Source organism: Sphingomonas sp. ABOLE (genome assembly GCF_003950455.1).
GTDB classification, from domain to species: Bacteria; Pseudomonadota; Alphaproteobacteria; order Sphingomonadales; family Sphingomonadaceae; genus Sphingomonas; species Sphingomonas trueperi.
Map to the genome: position 1 here is coordinate 1 of NZ_QQWY01000084.1, position 3,621 is coordinate 3,621.

At 61.4% G+C, this 3,621-nt stretch carries 4 protein-coding genes; 2 read left to right on the forward strand and 2 right to left on the reverse strand.

The features are described 5' to 3' along the window. Window positions 1–417: 417 nt before the first annotated feature. Window positions 418–852, forward strand: a complete 435-nt coding sequence (locus CA234_RS23860; RefSeq protein WP_126002917.1) for a hypothetical protein — start codon at window positions 418–420, stop codon at window positions 850–852. 116 nt (window positions 853–968) lie between these two features. Here the strand turns inward: CA234_RS23860 and CA234_RS23865 are convergent, their stop codons facing one another. After that, window positions 969–1,313 (reverse strand): hypothetical protein, encoded by a 345-nt coding sequence (locus tag CA234_RS23865; RefSeq protein ID WP_126002918.1) that lies wholly within the window; start codon window positions 1,311–1,313, stop codon window positions 969–971. A 199-nt stretch (window positions 1,314–1,512) separates the two neighbouring features. Here CA234_RS23865 and CA234_RS24545 point away from each other — a divergent pair, with 199 nt between their 5' ends. Continuing rightward, window positions 1,513–1,911, forward strand: a complete 399-nt coding sequence (locus tag CA234_RS24545) for a hypothetical protein (RefSeq protein WP_164521931.1) — start codon at window positions 1,513–1,515, stop codon at window positions 1,909–1,911. A gap of 43 nt (window positions 1,912–1,954) precedes the next feature. Here the strand turns inward: CA234_RS24545 and CA234_RS23875 are convergent, their stop codons facing one another. Continuing rightward, a complete protein-coding gene (locus tag CA234_RS23875; protein WP_126002919.1) occupies window positions 1,955–3,373 on the reverse strand; it encodes an ISNCY family transposase in 1,419 nt (472 codons plus the stop codon). Window positions 3,374–3,621: the final 248 nt, after the last annotated feature.

The window sequence follows — 3,621 nt, forward strand, 5'->3', positions numbered from 1 at the left end:
CGCGATGCTCGCCAACCATGCGCACGGCGCGATCACGCACCTCAGGCGAAAACTTGTTCCGGGTTTTGCTCATCACGAAAGCTCCTTCTCACAAATAGGAGCCTCCGGAAAACCCGGGACGCTTCACGTCGCGTGGCAAAGTTCGTGCTGAGCTTTCCATTCGAAGTGCGAAAACGGCTGTAGCAGCAGGGGCTGCGTGGAGCCATCCTCCTAGCGCAGCGCTGCCCCTGCTGGTGCCCCACACTCCCGGCTCCTGTCCCCGGACCCGCTGCGCATGCAGCGGGCTCGGTTACGCCGCCTCAGCCGCTGATGCTCGTGCTATCGGGTAGGGCTTCGATGGCAGCTTCGGCAGAGAAAGCGGACCGGCAGCTCGCGCCCCACTTGCGGACATTCGCGCAGCCGTGACATGCTGATATCATGACCGCCGTTCTTGCAGCTGAAGTGCAACCCACAACGCTCACTCTCGCGGACGGATTGCAAATCGCGGTTGAAACAGAGAGCGCCCTTCAGGCAGCTTTGGAAGGCTTGCCTCGTCTGCCATCGGGACAAACAGCTAAGCTCGCCCGAGGGTCACGCCACTATATCGAAGCTGTTCGGCATGGTGATCTCTGGTCCGTGACCACTAGGAGAGGAAGCTATTTCACCCTTGCATCGTTTACGGCCGAAATGACGACGGATTACAGCGATCGCCAAGTGAAGGAGGGCTACGCCACTGGGTCGATTTGGAGGCGTGTCAAACAATTCATTCTGCGCCCCTCTCCGGAGCGAGCGTTGAGCACGGCACAGGTTCGAACGCTCTTCGGTGAGTTTTTTGCAGGCCGGAAGTTCAGCTTGCCAAAATCCGGCGCCTGAATCTCACGTCCGCTTCCCACCCATTCTCGGCCGCCCGGTGCCGCGCCCGTGCCGGGAGCCGCCGTTTCGCTTCGGAGGAAAAGCAGCCGATCCGCTTCCGCCCGAGAACCGGACGTTCAGCCGCTAATCACCCGATAGTTCGGGTGGCTGTCGAATCGAGAGGCGAAAGCTTCGAAGTCTAAGTCGCTCGGCCGCAGAACGGTAAGGTTTCTTAGGGAATCGTGAATGGTCGCGGAAACATAGTGTTGAACCGAGCCTATAATATCATCCAGGATGCCGTCGAAATCGCTTTTTGCCGCCCAATCTTCTATGCGAGAATGGATCTCGTTATACTCTCGCATGTTGCATCCACCGTTTATGTGAAAGGATTTGGCGCCAGGCCTTACTTCGGCAGGCCATTGTGCGATCACTAGGTTGAACGCCTCCCAAAGTGTACTTCTTGGCACATCCAGAACGTCCACGCGCAGCCTCCTGAGGTGGGGTATAGCATATCCGGAACGGCAGCGTCCCACCAATCTCGGCCATTCAGGCGAGCGGTCGTGTCAAAAGCCGCCATTCGCTGCTCGCCCCAGGGAAACGTCCGCTTTCAGCTCGAACCCTCCCGGCGACGGCCGAGATTGGGTGGATTGCGGACATCGGTATCGCGAGTCAGAATGGCTTATGCCAACCTACATTCCTATCGAAACGGGCGTTCCTCTACGAGCGGTAGCCAGCGACCTGCTTGCGTTCGTCTGGAAGACAGATGGGATTGCGGCGGACTTCAAGCTGCCGAATGATCCATCGCATGTACTGCGTGTAAGCTTCGATCGTCCGTGCATCGTCCGGCTATCAGACGAAATGGCGATTAGCACTGAGGAAGAAGACACACCGATTGACGGTTTGATCCCTAACCACTTCGCTTATCGCTTGGAGGGCGCTCGCTTTAGCCGATTTCAGTCGGAAACGTGGAAGGACGTTTTCGGACCTGCAACTCACTACCAATTCGTGACCGGATGGGGCTGCATGGATGTATTAAGTGGTGGCTCACCGTCGTTCTCGATGGTTGCACAAGCCTCTTAGCGTCCGCTTCTGGGGCGGGAGCGGACCGGCAGCTTTTCCATCATCAGCGGACAGTTTGCTTTTCCCCGGCGGCGGTGTCCAGCTGACGCTTAACGCGGGGGAGGGGCGGTCTTCCCCGTCGCTTTGGGGGCTCGTTCCCCAATCGACAGTCATCCAGAGCCACGCGCGGCGTAGCGAAAACGCCCACCGACTGTGAGCTGCGAGCTGGCGCATTGTTGTTCCGCTGCCGGTGGTGCGGGTTGGCGCTTTGCAAGGCCTGCGCCATGGCAAGGGCTGCGCCAAGCCGCTTGTTCTCGACGATCTCGGCTTGGTTGACCCGCTGCATCTTGTCGTAGACGCGGTAGGGCAGTGCCACTTCGCCGTGCCGCACCTCGATGCGGCCATCGGGATACTCGCAGACATGAACGCGCTTTCGGGCCAGCGTCCGCGCCAGGGGCGTCGGCTCCAGGATGAACATCGCCTTGTTGTAGTGGAGCGCCAGAGCGCCGGTGACAGAGCGCTCGACGCGCCAGACCATCTCGGCTTCCACGTTCTCGTGCGGGGCGAGCGGCCGATGCGCGTCCCGAGGATCCGCAGGCGGGCAGGCGAACTGAGCATTGTGGCGCAGGAGGTAAGAGGGGAGAAAGGTGTTGGCCTCTTCGATGGAGGAGATGCCTTCAAGCCGCATCGCTTTCACGAGGCGGTTCTGGAGCGTGCTGTTCGCCCGCTCGACCCGCCCCTTGGCCTGCGGCGAGTTGGCGCAGATGATCTCGACGCCGAGCTTGTCGAGCGCACGGCCCAGGTGCGACATGCCGTCGCTGTCGGCAGTCGCGCGGTTGTTCCGAAAGGCGCTGTGCTTGTCCGAATAGAAGGCGATCGGCTTGCCGTGGCGCTCGAGATAGGTCCGGGTCGCCTGCAGGTAGGAGAGGGCGCTCTCGCTTTCCGCCATCTCGAGGTGCATCAGCTCGCTCGTGGCATCGTCGATATAGACCAGCAGGCTGCAGCGTGGCCCGCGACCCTCGAACCAGTCATGATCCGAACCATCGACCTGGATGAGCTCGCCCCGGCGCTCGCGCCGGTTGCGGGTTTGGTGGAGCCTGGCGCGCTTGGCGGCCTTGGCTTTCCACAGGCCCGCGCCGATCATCAGCTGCCGCAGCGTCTCGTGCGACAGCGTGATGCCGTGGCGCTCGGCGAGATACTCGGCCGCCAGCGTTGGGCCGAAATCGGCGTAGCGCTCGCGGACGATGCCGAGGATCTGCTTCCGGTAGGTTTCGCTCAACCGGCGATTGCTCGGCCGACCGCGCTTCCGGGATATCAGGCCAGCGGCGCCGTCAGTGCGGAACCTGTCGAGCAGCCGATACACTTGGCGCCGGCATAGCCTGAGCAGCTCGCCAGCCTCGCTTGCGGTGATCTCGCCGCGCTCAACCCGCTGCAGCGTTTCGTACCGTGACAACTCGCTCCGGCTCATCGCGACCACCGTCATCAGCGTGCCCCCAATTGCTCGGGCGGCATGCCACTCGGAAGGCGCCGACCAGAGATTGTGACATCTCTATCTGGCGGATGAGTGACATTTGTACGTTGCGCTTACACCGGTTAGAACGCATTGTTGCCGCCAGTTAGAAAAGGCACATTCCGCCGCAAGATAGAAATGGCACAACGCCTTCGGCAGCGGGGGCTGCGTGGAGCCCTCCTCATAGCGCAGCGCTGCCCCCGCTGATGCCCCACACTCCC

Bases quoted from the DNA above. Each gene is read 5' to 3' on its own strand.
- CA234_RS24545 (WP_164521931.1), top strand. From the start codon at position 1,513: ATGCCAACCTACATTCCTATCGAAACGGGCGTTCCTCTACGAGCGGTA.
- CA234_RS23875 (WP_126002919.1), bottom strand. From the start codon at position 3,373: ATGACGGTGGTCGCGATGAGCCGGAGCGAGTTGTCACGGTACGAAACG.
- CA234_RS23860 (WP_126002917.1), top strand. From the start codon at position 418: ATGACCGCCGTTCTTGCAGCTGAAGTGCAACCCACAACGCTCACTCTC.